Genomic DNA, 17,712 nt, shown 5'->3' on the forward strand with positions numbered 1-17,712 from the left:
GGCGGCGGGGGCGAGAAAAGGCCAGGTCAGGCGGACGGTTCCCGCGTCGTCGTCGGGGACGGGTCCGTGGCCGGGACGCGGTGGCGTCGGCGGCGCTTGAGGAGGGCCCAGGGGGCGCGCGGCCCCGTGGGCATGGCCGCAGTGACCTCCGTACCCGCCTCGGACGCGGCCTCCGCAGCGGCCCGGGCCACCGGCAGGAACCCCTCCCGACGGGAGACGTCCGGGCGCTCCTCCTCCGCAGGCCACAGGCCCAGCGTCGCGCACACCGTGGGAAGGACCGCCATCGCCGCCGTGGCATAGCCCTCGGCGGACGGGTGGTAGTTGTCGGGCCCGAAGAGCTCCCGCGGATTCGCGGCGAACTCCGGCCCCAGCAGGTCGCCCAGCGACACCGTCCGCCCGCCCTGCTCCACCGTCCCGATGGTCTGGGCGGCCGCGAGCTGCCGCGAGGCCCGCCGCGCCAGCCACCGCAGCGGCTGCTGGACCGGCTCGATGGTGCCGAGGTCGGGGCAGGTGCCCACGACCACCTCGGCACCGGCGGTGCGCAGACGTCGTACCGCCGCGGACAGGTGACGGACGGAGCGCGTCGCCGGCATCCGATGCGTCACGTCGTTCGCGCCGACCATGATCACGCATACGTCGGGGATCCCGTCCGGCTCCCCGAGAACCACCGCGACCTGGCGGTCCAGGTCGTCGGACTGGGCGCCGGGCAGCGCCACGTTCCGCAGCCGCACCGGCCGCTCCGCCACCGCCGCGAGTCCGGAGGCGAGCAGCGCCCCAGGCGTCTGACGGGCCCGGTGCACGCCCTGCCCCGCCGCCGTGGAGTCACCCAGCATCGTCAGACGCAACGGTTCCTCGGAGCCGGCGTACACATACCCGTACAGCCCGTCCGCGCTCGGCGGATGGGGGCTGTGACCGTTCCCCACCTGGCGCTTGGCCAGCTGGACCTCGGCCAGTACCACTCCGACCGTCGCCGCGCCCAGCAGACCGATCCCGCCGCCGCCGTACGCGGCGCCCGCGGCGATCCGGCGTGCCACCCTCGCTCTCGACAAGCTCGTCATGCGTAGCCGCCACCTCCTCTTTGCCGTACACCCACTGCTTGCCCCGTACAGACCGTCGGCCAATCTCAACGCGACGTGAACGCCCGACACGGGGCTTAGGCTGACGACACCACCTCAATCACTTCTTTTTCAGCTCCGGAGACAACGGTGCAATTCCACGACTCGATGATCAGTCTCGTCGGCAACACCCCGCTGGTGAGGCTCAACAGCGTGACCGCCGGCATCCAGGCGACCGTCCTCGCGAAGGTCGAGTACTTCAACCCCGGCGGTTCCGTGAAGGACCGCATCGCCCTGCGCATGATCGAGGCCGCCGAGAAGAGCGGCGCGCTGCAGCCGGGCGGCACGATCGTCGAGCCGACCAGTGGAAACACCGGTGTGGGCCTTGCCATCGTGGCTCAGCAGAAGGGCTACAAGTGCATCTTCGTGTGCCCCGACAAGGTGAGCACCGACAAGATCAACGTGCTGCGGGCGTACGGCGCCGATGTCGTCGTCTGCCCCACCGCCGTTGATCCCGAGCACCCCGACTCGTACTACAACGTCTCGGACCGGCTCGTGCGGGAGACCCCGGGAGCCTGGAAGCCCGACCAGTACTCGAACCCCAACAATCCCCTCTCGCACTATCACTCCACCGGCCCCGAGCTGTGGGAGCAGACGGAGGGGCGCATCACCCACTTCGTGGCGGGCGTGGGGACCGGCGGCACCATCTCCGGGACCGGGCGGTACCTCAAGGACGCCAGTGACGGGAAGGTCCAGGTCGTCGGCGCCGACCCCGAGGGGTCCGTGTACTCCGGCGGGTCCGGGCGGCCGTACCTCGTCGAGGGCGTCGGCGAGGACTTCTGGCCGACCGCGTACGACCGGACCGTCGCCGACGAGATCGTCGCCGTGTCCGACAAGGACTCCTTCCAGATGACCCGGCGGCTCGCCAAGGAGGAGGGGCTGCTGGTCGGCGGCTCCTGCGGCATGGCCGTCGTGGCCGCGCTGCGCGTCGCCGAGCGGCTCGGGCCCGACGACGTGGTGGTCGTGCTGCTGCCCGACAGCGGGCGCGGGTACCTCAGCAAGATCTTCAACGACGAGTGGATGGCCGACTACGGGTTCCTGGAGGACGAGGGTCCCAGCGCCCGCGTCGCCGACGTGCTGAGCGACAAGGTGCACGGGGCCATCCCGTCCCTCGTCCACATGCACCCGGACGAGACCGTCGGCGAGGCCATCGAGGTGCTGCGCGAGTACGGCGTCTCGCAGATGCCGATCGTCAAGCCCGGCGCCGGTCACCCGGACGTCATGGCGGCGGAGGTCGTCGGGTCCGTCGTCGAGCGCGAGCTGCTCGACGCGCTGTTCACCCAACGCGCCTCGCTCTCCGACCCGCTGGAGAAGCACATGTCGGCCCCGCTGCCTCAGGTCGGCTCCGGTGAGCCCGTGGGCGACCTGATGACCGTGCTCGGTGGCGCCGACGCGGCGATCGTCCTGGTCGAGGGCAAGCCCACCGGTGTCGTCAGCCGGCAGGACCTGTTGTCCTTCCTGGCCAAAGGTGGACGCCAGTAGGAACGTCCGGTGAACCGCGCGCCCCGGAGGGGAACTTCCGGTGTGAGCGATCACGGCCGAACTTCGTGGAAGTGGTACGAGCGCGTCACGTCCGCGCAGCACACGCTTAACACGCGTCCGGCACATTGGTGGATGTCGGCAAGGGCGGGAGCGGCTCCCCGCCCCGGCCGGCACCAAAACGGCGCCAAGGACCTCCGGAGCGGCTCCCGGACCTCCATGGACGCCACGGACGCGTAAGCCCGGCCCTGACCCGGCCCGCGTCCCTCGCGGGGACCGCCGTCGTCCCGCCCCCCGGTATCGGGGGTGCGGCGGTCCCCGCGCAAGCTCGCGAAGGGCCCGGTACCTCTACTGGTACCGGGCCCTTCGGCGTTCCCCGTGCTCCCTGAGCTCTGTGTGTGTCGTGCGTGTCCTGTCGTCCCCGTCAGTCCTCCCACTCGCTGTCCTGGGAGGACTTGCGGCGGCGGCCGAAGAAGTTCGGTGAGTTGCGTGCGGCCTGGACCACGTTGACCCCCACGATGCCCGCCCAGGCGACGAGGAGGCCGGGCAGTTCCGCGACCCCGCCGCCGATCGCGGACAGGGGGATCGCGAGGACCATCGAGACGATGCCGAAGCCGAAGCGCTCGCCGAAGGAATCGGAGGATCCCTGCGGGGAGCGCGAGCCCCGGGCCACCACCATCTGCTGTTCCGCCAGCTGACGACGCACCCGGCGGTCGACCGCGCCGTCCAGGCGCTGCTCGACCTTTTCCAGGAACGAGTCGACCAGCGCGGACTCGTACTCTTCGCCCAGTTCCTTGCGTGCGTGCAAGGTGGCGTCGAGTTCCTTCTTGAGTTCGGCGTCGCGGGCTTCCATACCGGTCATATTTCAACGGTAGAGAGCCTGGGCGCGGTTGGCACGGGGGTTAGCCCCCCTGTCGCCGTTGGGTTGTTCCCCACCAGGTGGGGCGGCCGTCGACGGGTTCCGCCCTGTCGGGTCCTACTTCGTCAGGCCCTTCTCCTTCGCGTACGCGTTCGCCACGTCCTCCGGGTCCTTCTTGTCCTTGTCGACCTGGCGGTTCAGCTCGGTCAGATCCGCAGTGGTGAGGACGTTGCCCAGCTCGGCGAGGGCCTTGCGGACCGTCGAGTCGGCCTTGCGGTCGGCTATGAGGGGGACGATGTGCTGGCCGGGGATGAGGTTCTTGGGGTCGGTGAGGACGACCCACTTGTTGGCCACGATGTCGGTGTCGGTGGTGAAGAGGTTCGCCACGTCCACGTCGCCCTTCTTCAGGGCGCCCTTCACCAGCGGCCCGGAGGAGTCGAGGGACTTGAACTCCTTGAACTCCACCCCGTACACGTCCTTCAGGCCCACCGCGCCGACCTCGCGCTTCTTCACCTCCGGCGCGGCGCCGATGACGAGCTTGCCGTTCTCCTTCTTCAGGTCGGCGAGGGAGGACAGGCCGTACTTGTCGGCCGTCTCCTGGGTGACGACGAACGCGTCGGAGTCCTCGGCCATGCCGTACGGCAGCACCTGGAGCCCGGCGGGCAGCGCCATCGCGAGGGCGTTCTGCATCTCGCCCTCCTCCGTCGCCTCCGCCTTGGGGGAGAGGTAGTGCAGGAGGGCGCCCTGGTACTCGGGAAGCAGGTCGATGTCGCCGCCCTTGAGGGCGGGGATGAGGATCTCGCGGGTGCCGAGGTTCGGGCGGACCTTCGTCTTCACACCGGCTGCCTCCAGCACGGCCGCGTAGAGGAAGCCGAGCACCTGGTTCTCGGTGAAGTTGGCGGTGCCGATGGTCACGCCGTCCTTGCTGGACCCGCCCCCGCCACCGGCACTGCCCCCGCCGTCGAGCGAGGTGATCCCGCTGCTGCACGCGGCGAGAGCGGGAACGGACGCGGCGGCGAAGAGCCCGCCGAGGAGAGTACGTCGATTCATGGGAGGAAGCTCCTGAGGGGAGTTGCAGAGGTCAGGGGGGCGCCCCGGTTCAGGGGCGCGGGGCTGTGACAATGTGCGGCTGCGCCTACGCCGGGCGATGACGGAACAGCACCCGCTGCAGCCCGCTCAGCCCCAGGTCGAGCACAACGGCGACCAGAGCAACAAGCACCGCCCCGCCCAGTACCTGCACAAGGTCCCGCTGGGCGAGCCCGTCGAACACGTACCGGCCCAGCCCGCCGAAAGAGACGTACGCCGCGATCGTTGCCGTGGCCACCACCTGGATCAGTGCCAGCCGCAGGCCCGTCATGATCAGCGGGAGGGCCAGGGGGAGTTCGACCTGGAAGAGGACCTGGTGCCAGCGCATGCCCTGGCCGCGTGCCGCGTCCTTCACGTCCGGGTCGACGGCGGTCATGCCCGCGTACGTGTTCGTCACGATGGAGGGGACCGCGAGGGCGACCAGCGCCACGTACACCGGCCACATCGACAGGCCGCTCGCCAGGAAGACGAGGACGACCAGGCCGACGGTGGGCAGGGCGCGGCCGAAGGACGCGAGGTTGATCGCGAGGAACGCGCCCTTGCCCGTGTGGCCGATCAGCAGGCCCACGGGGAGGGCGATCGCGGCGGCCACGAGGGTGGCGAGGAGGGAGTACTGGAGGTGCTCGGCGAGGCGGTGGCCGATGCCGTCGGGGCCGGTCCACTGCTCGCCGCTGACCAGCCAGTCGCCGAGGTCCTTGAAGAGTTCGTACATGTCAGGCTCGCCGCCTCGTCCATGGGGTGAGTACGTACTGGACGGCCACCAGCAGCGCGTCCGCGACCAGGGCCAGCAGGAGCGTCAGGACGACGCCGGCGATGACGGGGGTCGGGAAGTTGCGCTGGAAACCGTCCGTGAAGAGCTGGCCGAGGCCGCCGTCGCCGATGTACGTGGCCACGGAGACCAGTGAGATCGACATGACCGTGGCGATCCGGACGCCCGCCATGATCACGGGGAGTGCGAGGGGGAGCTCGACCGTGAGGAGGGCGCGCAGGGGGCGCGTGCCCATCGCCTTCGCGGCCTCCTTCGTCTTCGCGGGGACCGAGTCGAGGCCTTCGACCGTGTTCCGCAGGAGGACGACGAGGGTGTAGATCGTCAGGCCGACGACCGTGGTGGTGCGGGTCAGGCCGGAGACCGGGAGCAGGAGTACGAAGACCGCGATGGACGGGATCGTGAAGAGGACGTTCGAGAGGCCCAGCAGCACGCCGCGCAGGGGGCGGATCCGGTGGGCGACCACGGCCAGCGGGAGGGATATCAGCAGGCCGAAGAAGACCGCGGACAGGGCCGCCTGGAGGTGCGAGACGGTCAGGGTGGTGAGGTCGTCGGTGTGGTCGCCTATCCACGACCAGTCGATGGTCACGAGGCCACCCGGGCTTCCGCGTGGGCCTGGCCCGCGTGCTGGTGGATCTCGTCGCGCGAGGTCACACCGGTGAGGGCGCCGTCGGCGTCGACGCGGGCCACGAGTCCGGTCGGGGAGGCGATGGACTCGTTGAGCGCGGCGAGCAGTGAGTCGGTGTCGCGCAGCGGCCGTACGGGGAGTTCGGGCTCCCCGGTGTTCTTTGTGCGCCAGTGCAGGGGCCTGCGGGCCGCGTCGAGGGCCAGTTCCCAGGTGCCGCCCTCGGGGGCCGGGGCCTGGGGTATGTCCTTGAGCGGCGTCAGGGACAGGAGCTTGAGGCCGCGTTCGGCGCCGAGGAAGTCCGCGACGAAGTCGTCCGCCGGGCGGGCCAGCAGCTCGGAGGGGGTCGCGCACTGGACGAGGTGGCCGCCGGTGCGGAAGATCGCGATCTGGTCGCCGAGCCGTACCGCCTCGTCGATGTCGTGCGTGACGAAGACGATCGTCTTGCTCAACTCCTTCTGGAGCCGCAGCAGTTCGTCCTGGAGCTGGGTGCGCACGACCGGGTCGACCGCGCCGAAGGGCTCGTCCATCAGGAGCACCGGCGGGTCGGCGGCGAGCGCGCGGGCCACGCCGACGCGCTGCTGCTGGCCGCCGGAGAGCTGGTGCGGGTAGCGCTTCCCGGACTCGGCTGTCAGACCGACCGTCTCCAGGAGCTCGGCGGCCCGGGCCCGTGCCTTGCGGCGGCCGTGGCCGAGGAGCAGTGGCACGGTCGCGATGTTGTCGAGGACCGTGCGGTGCGGGAAGAGGCCCGACTGCTGGATGACGTAACCGATGGAACGGCGCAGGTCGGCGGCGTCCTGGTCGAGCACGTCACGGCCGCCGACCCGGATGGTTCCGGAGGTCGGGTCGACCATGCGGTTGATCATTCGCAGGGTGGTCGTCTTGCCACAACCGGAAGATCCCACGAGGACGGTCACGCCGCCTTCTGGCATCTCCAGGGAGAGGTCGTGGACCGCTGTGGTGCCGTTCGGGAAGCGCTTGTGGACCGCGTCGAACTGGATCATGAGGTGTCCCTTGCCCGGCTGCATATCGTCATGCAGAGTTCTCTGTATCTGAATAGGTTGTCAACGGTTCGGTGTTAATCGCCGGTTACTTATGACCGTCAGGCAAGATCCAACGTCCGGATTGAGGGGAGTTCGCGCTCTATGTCGTCTCAGGATGTGGACGCACCGGTTGCGGTGGCCACCGGCCTCGTGGTGCTGGACGGTTGCAGCACCGGTGTCGCCGACGTCGTACGGCTCGCCGACGGGACCGCGCGGCCGGTCGCGGGTACCGAGGCGATGAAACGCGTCGAGGAGTCCTGGGACGCCGCCCGGCGGATCGCCGCGACCGGGCGGGTGTACGGCCGCTCCACCGGGGTCGGCGCCAACCGGAACGAGGACGTGCCGACCGAGGCGGCGGCCGAGCACGGACTGCGTCTGCTGCGCAGCCACGCCGGCGCCATCGGCGAGGAACTGCCCGCCCGGCAGGTCAGGGCCATGCTCGCCGTCCGCGCCAACCAGCTCCTGGCGGGCGGCGCGGGCCTGCGGCCCACCGTCGTCACGGCACTGTGCGAGGCGCTGGAGGCCGGGGCGTACCCCGTGGTGAACGAGTTCGGCTCGGTGGGGACCGGGGACATCGCGGCGCTCGCGCAGCTCGGGCTCGCGCTGGCCGGGGAGCACCCCTGGCGGGGCGCGGACGCGTCGACCGGTGTGCGTGCGGTCGTGGGCGCCGGCGCCTCGGGGAGCGTGGGCGGCGGCGTGCTCGGCGGCGCCATCGCGGGCGCGGCCACGGGCGCGGTCGCCGGTTCGCCGGAGTCCGTGGGCGCGCCCGAGCCCCAGCCGCTCGACAACAACGACGCCCTCGCGCTGATCAGCAGCAACGCCCTCACCCTCGGACAGGCGGCCCTCGCGCTGCACGAACTGCGCGGGCTCATCGGGGCCACCCAGGTCGTCGCCGCGCTGTCACTGGTCGCGGTGGACGGTTCGTACGAGGCGTACGCGGCGCCCGTGCACGCCGCGCGTCCGCACCGCGGTTCGAGTGAAGTGGCCCGGCGCATGCGGCAGTTGATCGGCGCCGCCGACCACCCGACGCCACCGCTCGGCCGGATCCAGGACCCGTACGGATTCCGGTGTCTGCCGCAGATCCACGGGCCCGCGCACGACGCGGCCGACGCCCTGGAGGAGGTCCTCGCCGTCGAGATCAACGCGGCGGCCGAGAACCCGCTGATCTGCGCCGAGGACATGGCCGCCTACCACCACGGCGGCTTCTACCAGGCCCAACTCGCCCTGGCCCTGGACCACTTCAGGCTCTCCCTCACCCAGGTGGCCCGCCTTTCGACCTCACGCCTGTCGACCCTCAACGAACCCTCCTACACCCGGCTGCGCCCCTTCCTCGCCGACCACGAGCCCGCCTCCTCCGGCGTGATGATCCTGGAGTACGCCGCCGGGGCCGCCCTCGGTGATCTGCGGGCCTTCTCCGCACCCGCTTCGCTCGGCCACGCTGTACTCTCCCGGGGCGTCGAGGAGCAGGCCAGCTTCGCCTCGCTCGCCGCACGTCAGACGCTGCGCGCGTGCGATGCGTACCGGCTCGTCGTGGGCTGTGAACTCGTCGCCGCCGTACGGGCGTTGCGGCAGCGCGAGCTGCGGCCCGATCCCGAGCTGCCGGTGGCGCGGGCGCTGGAACTCGCCGAGTCGGTGCTCGACGCGGACCCCACCGACCGGCCGCTCACGGACGACGTGACGGCGGCGGCGGCGCTGCTCGACCGGTTCACGGACATCTGGAGGGGGAGCACGGCATGAGCGTGGACGGGAACATGAGCGTGAATATGGGCATGGACAGTGACATGGACACGAGCATGGAGACGGGCCGGGACGGCGAGGCGGGCGCGGACGACAGGAGCGCGGGCGTGACGGACAGTCCTGCCGGGCGGCTGCAGACGCTCTTCGAGGGCCACCGGCTCACCCCCACCCAGCGGCGCATCGCGCACAGCATGGTGCGGCGGGCCGCCGACGTGCCGTTCCTGTCGAGCGTGGAACTCGCGGAGCTGGCCGGGGTCAGCCAGCCGTCCGTCACCCGCTTCGCCGTGGCCCTCGGCTTCGACGGCTATCCGGCGCTGCGCAAGCACCTGCGCGAGGTCACGCCCGCCGAACCCGCGGCGGACACGGGCTCGTACAACGAGTACCAGCAGGCCGTCGAGGCCGAGATCGAGAACCTCCGGCATCTCGCCTCCGTGCTCGCGGACCCGCGTCCCGTGGAGCGGGCGGGGCGGCTGCTCGCCGCCTCACGGCCGCTGCCGGTGCTCGGACTGCGGGCAGCCGCGTCCCAGGCCTACGGCTTCGCCTACTTCGCCGCCAAGGTCCATCCGGACGTACGGCTGCTGCACGAGGGCGGCACGATGGTCCACGACCGGATCGACTCGGCCGTACGCGCCGGGGCCACGACCCTGCTGTGCTTCGCGCTGCCCCGGCACCCGCGGGAGGTCGTGGACACGCTGGCCTACGCGAAGGAGGCCGGGCTGACCGTCGTCACGGTGGCGGACTCGGCGTTCGCGCCGGTCGCCAAGGTGTCCGACCTGCTGCTGCCCGCCGCCGTCGGGACCGGGCTCGCCTTCGACACGGCGTGCGCGCCGATGCTGCTCGGGCGGGTGCTCCTGGAGGCGATGTGCGACGGGCTGCCCCAGGCACAGGCACGCCTGGAGGAGTTCGACGCGCGGGCCGCCGCACGGGGCCTGTTCGTCGAGTAGTGGTACGGCGTCACCTTTTTTTGGTCCGCTCTCAGACGTGTCTCACTTTTGCTCGCTAACCTGCGTGCCCAAATGAGGCGTCGTCGAGTCGGTGAGGAGCGGATCGTGACGCGCGGAGGGCAGGGACTGGCACGAGTGGCCGTCGTCGTACGGGCCGGGGCCGCACCGTTGTGGTGGCTCGGAGTGATCTCGGCGGGTGTGGGTGTACTGGTGCCCGGGATCACCGGCCGCCGGATCGGGGTGATGGCGGGAGCCGCCCTCTTCCTGATCACCGCGGCCGTGGTGGCCCTGGTACGGCACAAGCGGTACGTGGCGCTGGTGGGCGGGGCCGCCCGGGCCGGGAAGCACGACGTGCTCCAGGACCGGGCCGTGACGGTACGGAACTGGCGGCGCGGGCACCGGTGGTGGCTGCTGCTCGCCCTCGCGGGAGCACTGGGCTCGGCGTTCGCCGTACCCGCGGCCGGCGGGATGCTGCTCGCCGGAGCCGGGGCGGGCCTTCGCCTCAAGGCGGCCCGGATCGGCCGGCTCGAACGGACGGCCGAGTCGCTCGTCTGGGTCCGCGTTGACTGGCTCGGGCGCGGGGCGGGCGTTCCGGCGGGCAAGCAGGTCAAGGGCTATCGCGCCACGGGGATCGCAGCGGGCGACGCCGCGCCCGGTGGGGCGCGGCGTCGGGGTGGCGTGCTCGTCTGAGCCTCGGAGCGGGGTCAGACCTCCAGGTCCGCCTCGATCCTCTTCAGTTGATGCCTGGCCATCGCGAGGTTGGAGCGCTTGGCGTCGAGCACCAGGTAGAGGAAGAGACCGTTGCCGCCGCGGCCCTTCATCAGGCGGATCAGGTGGTACTGGTCGGAGAGCGTGATCAGGATGTCCTCGATCTCGCCCTTGAGCCCCAGGTGCTCCATGGTGCGGATCTTGGCGCGTACGACGTCGGTGTTGCCGGCCGCCGCGACCGTGAGGTCGAAGCCCTTGCTGCCGCCGATCGTGCCGAGTGCCATGCCGCTGGTGTAGTCGACGAGAGCGGCTCCGGTCGCGCCCTCGATGGAGGCCAGGGCCTCTTTCAGAGAGGTTTCGGTGTTCGCCATGGTCGTGACTGTCCTTTCGGTTCGGTGAGTCCGGACCGGTGAGTTCGGTCCGGTGGATCCGTGCTCAACGGCTGTCGCCGGTGCTCAGCGGGTCTTGCCTGTCGGCTCGGTGGTGGTGGTGCGCGCGACGCGCGCGGTCCGGGTGCGGGGCGCGGTGGGCTTCGCGGGGGCCCGCGCGGCCGGGGCCGGCCGGCTCTCGACCGCGGCCTCGACGAGCTCCGCGATCCGGGTTCCGGAGCGGCGCCCTTCGAGGTGCAGCCGGCCGACGTTCGCCCGGTCGCCGGCCAGCAGCGTCAGCACGGCGGACGGTCCCGCCGCGTAGGTCGCCAGATAGCCGTGCTCGCCGTGCAGCAGCAACTCGCGGAAATCGCCCCTTCCGGTCGCGTCCGCCATGCGCAGGGCGACTCCCAGCGCGGCGGCGGTGAGCGCGGCGAGCCCCTCCGGCTCCACGCCCGGGGTGTCCTGGGCCAGCACGAGGCCGTCGACGCTGGCCGCGAGGGCACCCGTCAGCTGGGGCACTCGGGCCCGCAACCGGTGTAGTTCGTCGAGGACTTCGGCCTCGGCCGCCATCAGTTGTCTCCTCTCGGCACGCTGTCGGAGCGCGCGGATCACAAGGCCTCCAAGGCGTCTCTGAGCCGGCGCAGCAGGGCGACGTCGGGATCTGCCGACGCCTGCGCCGCCTCCGCGGCCTGCGCGACCACCGTGGAGACGGGGGACAGGGGGGTTGCGGGTGCTTCCGGCGTCCTTGCTCCGTCCGGTCCGCATTCGGCGAGCCCGGACGCGATGGAGCCGGACTCGACGGACCCGGTCGGGATCGGTCCGGACGCGATCGTCGGCGATCGCGTGGTCACGATTCCGGCGGCGGCGAGCCGCCGGAGGTCGACCAGGGTGTGGAACCCCGGACGCCCCAGCACCAGCGAGATGTCCGACGCCGTGCGCTCACCGTCCACCTGGTCGAGGACCGTGCGCTGACGCGGAGGCAGGGTCGCGTCGACGGCTCGGCCGGTCCGTACGAGCGGCTCGGTGTCCGTGCCCGGCTCCGGCCAGATGCGGTGCAGGAGATCGCGACGCCGCAGCGTCTCCCGCTCCACCGCGTCCACGGAGACCGGTCGCACGGGACCGATCCAGTGCGCGACCCCGTAGCGGAAGCGCGCCGGACCGCTACTCGGGCCGAGCGTGAAGAACGCCGCGTCGTACAGCGCTCCCAGGTGGCACAGCTCAAGGGCGCCCGCCGTCAGTCGCCCGCTGTCCACCAGGAACCGTCCGACCCGCCGGTCGGCCCCCGCCTCCGAGACCGCCTCCCACCAGCCGTCCGAGCCCAGGGCGCCGCGGGTGGTGAGCAGCACGTCGAGCCCGGGTGTCGCCGGGCTCTCGGCGTGCACCACCTGGCCCTCGACCAGATACAGCACGCCGCGCTCCCGCGTCAGGACGCCGGTGGCACGCTCCTGGGCGAGACGGCTGAGCATCGGGCTGAGCGTGGGCGGGATGCCGGGCCGTGGTTCCGCACGGTTCGCGGGGCCGCGGTCCGGGGTGGTGCGGTCCGCCGGGACGTGGTCCGTCCTGTCGGGATCCGCCGTGTCACCGTCGGCTCTTTCGTCGTCGGCTCTGTCGCGGCCGGGCAGGGGGCGTGCCTCCACCGTGGTCACCCCACCACCAGCCGTTCCGCCATCTCGCCCAGGCGTATGCGGGCCAGGGCGAGGTTGCCGTCCGAACGACCCAGCCACAGATGCAGGAACACACTGCTGTCGAATGTCGTACGGACGAAGCGCAGGACGTGGTAGCTGTCCTTGTTGCAGATGATGAGATCTTCGACCGGCGGCTGCCCGCCGGACCAGTCGGCTCCTTCCTCGGGGGCGAAGGCCTTGTGCTCCGCGGCCAGACGGGCGAGTTCCGCCGCCTCGGCCGCGGTGGCCTCGTGGTCTCCGTTGGGTGAGTCCCCGACCGTGCCAAGAGCCAGTCCGCTGGTCCAGTCGACCACCGAGGCTCCCCGGGCTCCGGGCAGTCTCATGGCCTCCAGCAGGCACTCGTCGATTCCGGGCACGGTGCTTCCCTCCCGCCCGTTGTGGTTCGGCTGAGTAACGCCGAAACTACGCAACGTGTGCGCGAGGAGTGATGGTTCTGGCATTTTCCTGAGGAACATGCCAGCGGCTGGCTAGAGTGTGTGGATTTTCCCTTTCAGTCCTCGCTCCTTACAAGCAGCACCACCTTGTTCAGCGCCCACAGGCCCACCCCGACGGCCAGCAGCACCCCGGCGCGGATGTAGACGTCCGCGGGACGGTCGGCCAGCGGGCTGGCGAGGATCAACGCGGTGAGGGCGCCGAGCACCGGAAGCACGGTCGGCGTACGGAAGTGCTGGTGATCGACAGGGTCGCGGCGCAGGACGAGAACCGCGATGTTGACCACGGCGAACACGCAAAGGAGCAGGAACGACGTCGTGTCGCCCAGGCCCTCGATCTCGCCCGTGGAGACCAGCCCGATCGCGAGCAGCGTCACGAAGGCGATGCCGACCACGGGTGTGCGACGCGTGGGCAGGACCCGGGCCATGCCTCGCGGCAGGATGCGTTCGTTGGCCATGCCGTAACACAGGCGCGAGGCCATCATGATGTTGATCAGCGCGGAGTTGGTGACGGCGAACAGAGCGATGAGCGCGAAGAGTTTGTGCGGGAAGTCGACACCGCCCGCCTTCACGACCTCCAGCAGCGGGCCGCTCGAACCCTCCAGCACCTTGTAGTCGACCAGCAGCGACGACACCAGCGCCACCAGGACGTAGATCGTGCCCGTGACCGCCACACCGATGAAGATCGCCCGCGGGAAGGTGCGGACGGGATCCTTGGTCTCCTCGGCCATGTTCACCGAGTCCTCGAAGCCGACGAACGCGAAGAAGCCCAGCGCCGTCGCGCCCAGCACCCCGGTCATCAGGGCGTATCCGGTGCCGCTTGCCTCGAACTCGCCCAGCCGGGACGGCTCCCCGTCGCCGTTCAGCACGGCCCACGCGCCGATCGCGAGGATGATCACCAGGCCCGTCAGCTCGACCAGCGTCAGCACCACGTTCGTCTTCACGGACTCCGACACGCCCCGCAGGTTCAGGGCGGCCAGCAGCAGGATGAAGCAGATCGCGACGAGCGTCGGCGGCAGCGCGTCGCCCGTCAGCTCCGACAGATAGTCGCCGCTGAAGGCGCGGGCCGCCGCGCTCGCCGACGACAGGCCCGAGCACATCACCATGAACGCGACGATGAAGGTCAGGAAGGGGACCTTGAACGCCTTCTGCGTGTAGAGCGCCGCTCCGGCCGCCTTCGGATACTTGCCGACCAGTTCGACGTACGACGCGGCCGTCAGGATCGCCACGACGAAGCCGATGGCGAACGGCAGCCACAGCGCCCCGCCGACCTTCCCGGCGACCTTGCCGGTGGTGGCGTAGATGCCGGTCCCGAGGATGTCGCCGATCACGAAGAGGATCAGCAGCTTGGGACCGAGGACCCGCTTGAGGCCTGGTTCCTCGGCGGGCGCCGGTGTGCCCGCGGTGGTTTCTGCGGTGGACAAGAGAACCTCCCCCGATCGGTGAGCCGTCCGGGGACGTGTTCCCTGTGCCTCGCGCGGGATGCCGGGCAAGCGCCGTCTCAGAGGTTCATCAGAGCTTCGCCCGGCGTGAGAGCTTCGCCCGGCGTGGGCGCCTCAGAACGTGCCGGTCAGCGATTCCGCGTGCGACCCTCCCGACTCCGCCACGATCTCGTCGACCGTCTGCGGCGTCCGGACCACGGCGAACCGCACCCCGCCCGCCCCGTCGGGCCCGAAGCCGTAGATCCCGGGCCGCGCGAGGGAGTTGTACGCGTAGTGGTGCGCGAAGTAGTACGCGCCCGTGTCCAACGCGGCTGCGTAGTCGCCCTGTTCGAGCAACGGCATCAACCGCCCCTCCGCCAGCAGATCACCCGCGAAGCACGCGGGACCCGCCACGTCCTGCACCACGTCGGGCCCCGCCTTGGGCCGCCCCTTCGTGTCGTACGCGGCCACCCGCAGCGGCCAGGACTTCGGCGCGTACACCGTGCGGGCCGCCACCTGCACCCCCGCGTGCGTCACCGCGATCGCCCGCCCGCCGGCCGACTTCGCGTACTCGACCCGCGCCAGCACCACCCCGTGCTTGGCGAGCAGCGACCGCCCGAACTCCGTGACCAGCCCGTACCGCCCGTCGAACAGCCCCGGCACGGTCGCCGCGAGCAGCCGCGCGTACTCCTCGTACGTCGGCGTGTGCGCGTCCGACCCGAAGTTCACCGGCAGGCCGCCGCCGATGTCGAGCGTGTCGATCTGCCGCCGCCCGGCCCGCTCGTTGATCTCCTCCGCGAGCCCGTACGTCTCCGCGACCGCGCGTGCCATCAGCTCCAGCGGCATCCCCTGCGAACCGGAGTGCGCGTGCAGCCGGGTCAGCCAGGGCCGGTCCAGATACGCCCGTACGACCCACTCGCGCGCCCCCTCGTCCCGCAGCGCGACCCCGAACTTCGAGGTCGCCGTCGCCGTCGACAGCGCCCCGATCGAACCCCCGCCGACCTGCGGATTCACCCGGATCCCGATGGGGGAGCGAGTGGAGGCCGAGCGTACGAGGGCGTCGAGGCGGGCCAGCTCCTGCGGGTTGTCCGCGTTGACCGCGATGCCCAGCGCGAGCGCCTCCCGCAGCTCCGCCGGGGTCTTGGCGGGCGAGTCGAGGACGGTACGGGCCGGCGGGACCCCGGCCGCGCGGGCGAGGGCCAGCTCGCCCGGGCTCGCGACCTCCGCGCCGATGCCCTCCCGGTGCAGCAGCCGCAGCACCGGCACGAGCGGGGTCGCCTTCACGGCGAACGCGTGCAGCACGGGTGTCCCCGGTGCCGTCACCACGTCGAAGGCCGCCCGCAGGGCCGCCGCCGAGGCCCGGATGCCGGTGATGTCGAGGAGCCCGATGATGGGGGTGGCCGGGCCGACCAGCCCCTGTTCCACGGCCGCGCGAACGGCCTCGTCCCGCCGCGGGCCCCCGTTCACGGCCGGGCCCTGATCCCCACCAAGCTCCTCCGGGGTTCCGTCCGGTTCTTCGCCCGTCGAGTCCGCGTCTCCTGTGCCTGTGTATGCCGCCATACATCCAGCCAAACATCCGTGCCGCGCCCGTGCTGGCCCACGAAGGTATTGACTAGTTCTATTCAGGCGATCAGGATGTGAATATCGACTGAATGACCGGAACCACCCGGAGCACTCCCCAGCCGCCAGGAGGCAGACCATGTCAGGACCCCGCCCCGTCCGAGCACCGCGCGGTACGGAACTGAGCGCCCTGGGATGGCAGCAGGAAGCCGCACTGCGGATGCTGCAGAACAACCTCGACCCCGAGGTCGCCGAGCACCCCGACAAGCTCGTCGTCTACGGCGGCACCGGCAAGGCGGCCCGCGACTGGCGCTCCTTCGACGCCATGGTCCGTACGCTGCGGACGCTCAAGCAGGACGAGACGATGCTCGTCCAGTCCGGCCGGCCCGTCGGCGTGATGCAGACCCACGAGTGGGCCCCGCGCGTCCTCATCGCCAACTCCAACCTGGTCGGCGACTGGGCGAACTGGGAGGAGTTCCGCCGCCTGGAGGCTCTCGGCCTCACCATGTACGGGCAGATGACGGCCGGCTCCTGGATCTACATCGGCACCCAGGGCATCCTCCAGGGCACCTACGAGACGTTCTCCGCCGTCGCCGCGAAGAAGTTCAACGGCACCCTCGCGGGCACGATCACCCTCACCGCCGGCCTCGGCGGCATGGGCGGCGCCCAGCCGCTCGCCGTCACCATGAACGACGGCGTCGCGATCTGTATCGACGTCGACCCGCGCGCCATCGAGCGCCGCATCGAGCACAAGTACCTCGACGTGAAGGCCGACTCCCTGGAGCACGCCCTCCAGCTCGCCGTCGAGGCCCGCGACGCCCGCCGCCCGCTCTCCATCGGGCTCCTCGGCAACGCCGCCGAACTGCTGCCGCGCATGCTCGCCGAGGGCGCCCCCATCGACATCGTGACCGACCAGACCTCGGCCCACGACCCGCTGGCCTACCTCCCCGTGGGCGTCGACTTCGACGACATGGCCTCGTACGCCGCGAAGGACCCGGCCGGGTTCACCACCCGTGCCCGCGAGTCCATGGCCCGGCACGTGGAGGCCATGGTCGGCTTCATGGACGCCGGCGCCGAGGTCTTCGACTACGGCAACTCCATCCGCGGCGAGGCCCAACTCGCCGGGTACGAGCGGGCGTTCGCCTTCCCCGGCTTCGTCCCCGCCTACATCCGCCCCCTCTTCTCCGAGGGCAAGGGCCCCTTCCGCTGGGCCGCCCTGTCCGGCGAGGCCTCCGACATCCACAAGACGGACAAGGCGATCCTCGACCTCTTCCCGGAGAACGAGTCCCTCCACCGCTGGATCAAGCTCGCCGGGGAGCGGGTGCACTTCCAGGGGCTGCCGGCCCGGATCTGCTGGCTCGGCTACGGCGAGCGGGACAAGGCCGGTGAGCGCTTCAACGACATGGTGGCCAGCGGTGAGCTGCAGGCTCCCCTCGCCATCGGGCGCGACCACCTCGACTGCGGGTCCGTCGCCTCTCCCTACCGGGAGACCGAGGCCATGCTCGACGGCTCGGACGCGATCGCCGACTGGCCGCTGCTGAACGCCATGGTGAACGTGGCGTCCGGGGCGTCCTGGGTGTCCATCCACCACGGTGGTGGCGTGGGGATGGGGCGGTCCATCCACGCGGGCCAGGTGTCGGTGGCGGACGGTACGAAGCTGGCCGGGGAGAAGATCCGGCGCGTGCTGACGAATGACCCCGGGATGGGTGTCATTCGGCATGTTGATGCGGGGTACGACATCGCAGAGTCTGTCGCTGACGAGCGGGGCGTGCGGGTTCCCATGCGGGAAGGCGAGTCCGCGTGAGCCTGCCGGTCGGTGGGGAGCGGGACTCTTCTTCCCCCACCCCGCCCCTTCCCGAAACCATGGGCTCTGCCCCTGGAC

At 71.1% G+C, this 17,712-nt stretch carries 17 protein-coding genes; 5 read left to right on the forward strand and 12 right to left on the reverse strand.

Annotated elements, in window-relative coordinates; genetic code table 11:
* Positions 1–26 precede the first annotated feature (26 nt).
* Positions 27–1,058 (reverse strand): SGNH/GDSL hydrolase family protein, encoded by a 1,032-nt coding sequence (locus tag AOK17_RS39920; RefSeq protein WP_206190915.1) that lies wholly within the window; start codon positions 1,056–1,058, stop codon positions 27–29.
* Positions 1,059–1,205: 147 nt separating this feature from the next.
* On the opposite strand from AOK17_RS39920, the gene AOK17_RS39925 reads away from it, so the two are divergent.
* Complete coding sequence (locus AOK17_RS39925; RefSeq protein WP_055617526.1) at positions 1,206–2,597, forward strand: cystathionine beta-synthase; 1,392 nt, start codon at positions 1,206–1,208, stop codon at positions 2,595–2,597.
* 421 nt (positions 2,598–3,018) lie between these two features.
* On the opposite strand, the gene AOK17_RS39930 is transcribed toward AOK17_RS39925, so the two are convergent.
* From AOK17_RS39930 to AOK17_RS39950, 5 genes are all read right to left on the reverse strand, one after another.
* Positions 3,019–3,447: a hypothetical protein gene (locus AOK17_RS39930; RefSeq protein ID WP_055617527.1), complete on the reverse strand. Its 429-nt coding sequence runs from the start codon at positions 3,445–3,447 to the stop codon at positions 3,019–3,021.
* A gap of 123 nt (positions 3,448–3,570) precedes the next feature.
* Positions 3,571–4,503 (reverse strand): ABC transporter substrate-binding protein, encoded by a 933-nt coding sequence (locus AOK17_RS39935; protein ID WP_055617528.1) that lies wholly within the window; start codon positions 4,501–4,503, stop codon positions 3,571–3,573.
* An 85-nt stretch (positions 4,504–4,588) separates the two neighbouring features.
* Positions 4,589–5,251 carry an ABC transporter permease gene (locus tag AOK17_RS39940; protein WP_055617529.1) on the reverse strand — a complete coding sequence of 221 codons (663 nt, stop codon included), beginning with the start codon at positions 5,249–5,251 and terminating at the stop codon, positions 4,589–4,591.
* A 1-nt stretch (position 5,252) separates the two neighbouring features.
* On the reverse strand, positions 5,253–5,894 hold the full coding sequence (locus AOK17_RS39945; protein ID WP_055617530.1) for an ABC transporter permease: 642 nt from the start codon (positions 5,892–5,894) through the stop codon (positions 5,253–5,255).
* Positions 5,891–6,934: an ABC transporter ATP-binding protein gene (locus AOK17_RS39950; protein ID WP_055617539.1), complete on the reverse strand. Its 1,044-nt coding sequence runs from the start codon at positions 6,932–6,934 to the stop codon at positions 5,891–5,893. The genes AOK17_RS39945 and AOK17_RS39950 overlap by 4 nt, the downstream gene beginning before the upstream one ends.
* Before the next feature lie 141 nt (positions 6,935–7,075).
* Between AOK17_RS39950 and AOK17_RS39955 the strand changes: the two genes are divergently transcribed.
* The 3 genes from AOK17_RS39955 to AOK17_RS39965 all read left to right on the forward strand — a co-directional run bounded on the left by AOK17_RS39955 (position 7,076) and on the right by AOK17_RS39965 (position 10,344).
* The gene (locus tag AOK17_RS39955; RefSeq protein ID WP_055617531.1) at positions 7,076–8,710 is read left to right on the forward strand and encodes an aromatic amino acid ammonia-lyase; all 1,635 of its coding nucleotides are present in this window, start codon (positions 7,076–7,078) and stop codon (positions 8,708–8,710) included.
* 56 nt (positions 8,711–8,766) lie between these two features.
* On the forward strand, positions 8,767–9,654 hold the full coding sequence (locus AOK17_RS39960) for a MurR/RpiR family transcriptional regulator (RefSeq protein WP_055617540.1): 888 nt from the start codon (positions 8,767–8,769) through the stop codon (positions 9,652–9,654).
* Positions 9,655–9,759: 105 nt separating this feature from the next.
* Positions 9,760–10,344 (forward strand): hypothetical protein, encoded by a 585-nt coding sequence (locus tag AOK17_RS39965; protein ID WP_055617532.1) that lies wholly within the window; start codon positions 9,760–9,762, stop codon positions 10,342–10,344.
* Between the two features lie 14 nt (positions 10,345–10,358).
* Here AOK17_RS39965 and AOK17_RS39970 read toward each other — a convergent pair whose 3' ends face one another.
* From AOK17_RS39970 to AOK17_RS39995, 6 genes are all read right to left on the reverse strand, one after another.
* On the reverse strand, positions 10,359–10,733 hold the full coding sequence (locus tag AOK17_RS39970; RefSeq protein ID WP_055617533.1) for a roadblock/LC7 domain-containing protein: 375 nt from the start codon (positions 10,731–10,733) through the stop codon (positions 10,359–10,361).
* A gap of 84 nt (positions 10,734–10,817) precedes the next feature.
* Positions 10,818–11,303 (reverse strand): roadblock/LC7 domain-containing protein, encoded by a 486-nt coding sequence (locus AOK17_RS39975; protein WP_055617534.1) that lies wholly within the window; start codon positions 11,301–11,303, stop codon positions 10,818–10,820.
* 38 nt (positions 11,304–11,341) lie between these two features.
* The gene (locus AOK17_RS39980) at positions 11,342–12,199 is read right to left on the reverse strand and encodes a hypothetical protein (protein ID WP_055617541.1); all 858 of its coding nucleotides are present in this window, start codon (positions 12,197–12,199) and stop codon (positions 11,342–11,344) included.
* Between the two features lie 176 nt (positions 12,200–12,375).
* Positions 12,376–12,774, reverse strand: a complete 399-nt coding sequence (locus AOK17_RS39985) for a hypothetical protein (protein ID WP_055617535.1) — start codon at positions 12,772–12,774, stop codon at positions 12,376–12,378.
* A 134-nt stretch (positions 12,775–12,908) separates the two neighbouring features.
* Entirely contained in the window at positions 12,909–14,273 is a 1,365-nt protein-coding gene (locus AOK17_RS39990; protein ID WP_055617536.1) for an APC family permease, read from the reverse strand.
* Positions 14,274–14,405: 132 nt separating this feature from the next.
* Positions 14,406–15,830, reverse strand: a complete 1,425-nt coding sequence (locus AOK17_RS39995; protein ID WP_079053547.1) for a type III PLP-dependent enzyme domain-containing protein — start codon at positions 15,828–15,830, stop codon at positions 14,406–14,408.
* Positions 15,831–15,969: 139 nt separating this feature from the next.
* Here AOK17_RS39995 and hutU point away from each other — a divergent pair, with 139 nt between their 5' ends.
* Positions 15,970–17,634, forward strand: coding sequence for a urocanate hydratase (hutU, locus tag AOK17_RS40000; protein WP_055617538.1), 1,665 nt, complete (start codon positions 15,970–15,972; stop codon positions 17,632–17,634).
* Positions 17,635–17,712 lie beyond the last annotated feature (78 nt).

The sequence above is a fragment of the Streptomyces phaeochromogenes genome (assembly GCF_001418655.1).
GTDB lineage: Bacteria > Actinomycetota > Actinomycetes > Streptomycetales > Streptomycetaceae > Streptomyces > Streptomyces phaeochromogenes.

Excerpts from the sequence above, each read along its gene's own strand:
- AOK17_RS39920 (WP_206190915.1), bottom strand. The coding sequence starts at position 1,058 with ATGACGAGCTTGTCGAGAGCGAGGGTGGCACGCCGGATCGCCGCGGGC.
- AOK17_RS39980 (WP_055617541.1), bottom strand. The coding sequence starts at position 12,199 with ATGCTCAGCCGTCTCGCCCAGGAGCGTGCCACCGGCGTCCTGACGCGG.
- AOK17_RS39940 (WP_055617529.1), bottom strand. The coding sequence starts at position 5,251 with ATGTACGAACTCTTCAAGGACCTCGGCGACTGGCTGGTCAGCGGCGAG.
- AOK17_RS39955 (WP_055617531.1), top strand. The coding sequence starts at position 7,076 with ATGTCGTCTCAGGATGTGGACGCACCGGTTGCGGTGGCCACCGGCCTC.
- AOK17_RS39935 (WP_055617528.1), bottom strand. The coding sequence starts at position 4,503 with ATGAATCGACGTACTCTCCTCGGCGGGCTCTTCGCCGCCGCGTCCGTT.
- AOK17_RS39975 (WP_055617534.1), bottom strand. The coding sequence starts at position 11,303 with ATGGCGGCCGAGGCCGAAGTCCTCGACGAACTACACCGGTTGCGGGCC.
- AOK17_RS39950 (WP_055617539.1), bottom strand. The coding sequence starts at position 6,934 with ATGATCCAGTTCGACGCGGTCCACAAGCGCTTCCCGAACGGCACCACA.
- hutU (WP_055617538.1), top strand. The coding sequence starts at position 15,970 with ATGTCAGGACCCCGCCCCGTCCGAGCACCGCGCGGTACGGAACTGAGC.
- AOK17_RS39960 (WP_055617540.1), top strand. The coding sequence starts at position 8,767 with ATGGAGACGGGCCGGGACGGCGAGGCGGGCGCGGACGACAGGAGCGCG.
- AOK17_RS39930 (WP_055617527.1), bottom strand. The coding sequence starts at position 3,447 with ATGGAAGCCCGCGACGCCGAACTCAAGAAGGAACTCGACGCCACCTTG.
- AOK17_RS39995 (WP_079053547.1), bottom strand. The coding sequence starts at position 15,830 with ATGGCGGCATACACAGGCACAGGAGACGCGGACTCGACGGGCGAAGAA.
- AOK17_RS39970 (WP_055617533.1), bottom strand. The coding sequence starts at position 10,733 with ATGGCGAACACCGAAACCTCTCTGAAAGAGGCCCTGGCCTCCATCGAG.